At 43.4% G+C, this 1773-nt stretch carries 2 protein-coding genes; both read right to left on the reverse strand.

The features are described 5' to 3' along the window. Positions 1 to 409, reverse strand: a 409-nt coding sequence (locus KDK16_RS08790; RefSeq protein WP_257275649.1) for a hypothetical protein, incomplete at its 3' end; no start/stop codon positions are given. 372 nt (positions 410 to 781) lie between these two features. Further along, a partial coding sequence (locus KDK16_RS08795) for an NAD-binding protein (RefSeq protein WP_257275650.1) occupies positions 782 to 1773 on the reverse strand: 992 nt, incomplete at its 5' end.

A 1773-nucleotide genomic window follows, 5' to 3' on the forward strand; every position in this document is an offset into this window, starting at 1 on the left:
GCTCTTCCTCATAAAGCTGAGTATTGTTGCTGCTTGCCGTTGTTGTGCGATCTGACTTGTTTTCAGCTTTTTGGTATTGCGCAGCAGATAGAGTGTATTCATTGGTATAGCTTGCCTGAGGTATGGACCAGGAAAGAATTGTGACCAGGTTCAATAGAAAAATAGGCTTGTGCCAGTAATTACGAGGATTCACTCCGCCTGATACTGATTGGGTTAAAGCTGTTCCCAATAATCCAAAGCCACCAAGCTTTATTAATGCAGTGGATGGCAGACTTTTAAAATAATTAAAATTTGTCTCGTAGTCATTGCAGAAAAAAGGCTCTTCCTGCTGAATAAGAGAAGCATTCTGGGGCGGTTCTGATTTATAAGCAATTGGGCGCGCTTCCATACCTGAAAAGTAGGGAGGCATATAGAACTCAAGGAAGAAGGCGTGACTATCAAGAGGTTTAACAGTCAGGACCGACACCAGCATAAAAAGCAAAGAGAGAGAGCACTGAGTCGATCGAGTGGCCATAGTAGTTCACCTGTATTATTTATATAAGTTATTGTTAACCGCCTGTTTTTTCCGAGATTCCTTTCACAAATACTATTATAGTGCCTGTTCGAACGGTTATTAAGTTATTCTTGTATCATATTGAAATTAATGAACTTATTTTTATTATATTGTGGATTATTTCTACCGTTAGGCAGTTATCTAACTCTGGACAGAGTTTAATTTCGAGAAAGAATTTTAAGATTTTTTTAAGAAAGTGGCAGCCCATATTTCATGGCTGCCACAGGATCAGATAAGGTTCTTTTCAGATTGCTGCATGGGTGCGAGAGGTCCCGTCAGAATAACAATATCGTCTTGTTTAAGAGCATCCACATCTTCCGGATCCAAACTTTGGCCGTCTCGTTTCACTTCAACAACAGAAACATCTTGTTCAAGTGGTAAATCACAGGGATCCAATCCTTCACAGGTGTTACCCCGACAAACGTTAACGGCATGGCGCAGAGAGGTTTCTTCACTATCTGCCAGAACATCTTCATAGCCCGGATAGTAACCATTGAGAATATCGTACTGTTGTTCTCTGGCTTTATTGATCTTGCCCCTAACCTGATTGGGATCCATGCCCAACATTAACAGAACATGCTTCACAATCAACAAGCTGGATTCGAGCACTTCGGGAATAACCGCTGTGGCACCAGCGTTTTTAAGTGAGGCTGTCAGACTGTCATCCTGAGTTCTTACCAGAATAGGAATATCCTGATAATGGGAGCGAATCGTTTTGACGATTTCCAGAGCATTCTCACTGCGATCAATGCAGATAATCACTTGTCTGGCACGTTTCAAACCGACCGACTCCAAAAGCTCTAATCGACGAGAATCACCATAAAAGACGGGTTCACCTGCAAGCCCGGCTTCATGAACATGCAGAGGGTCATTATCGATTGCTACAAAAGCCAGCTTTTCTTGCCCCAGGAATCGGCTTATAGTCTGTCCCACGCGCCCGTAGCCACAAATCAGGGTATGCTGCCTGATGTGAGAGACCTGCTGCTCAATATCGCCCTGATCAATTTGAGACTGTTTAGCTTCTTGTTTCTTGTATAGAAGATTGACAATTTTGCTGCTGTTTCTGATGAGCAACGGCGCCAGAATCATGGAAAGAATGGTAATAGCCAACACCACAGAAGCTCTCTCCCCTCCCGTCTGACCATATTGAGTAGCCAGGGCAATGAGGGCAAAACAGAATTCGCCCCCTTGAGCCAGCGCCAGGCCAGTTTTTAGTGAAG

Source organism: Endozoicomonas sp. SESOKO4, assembly GCF_024606275.1.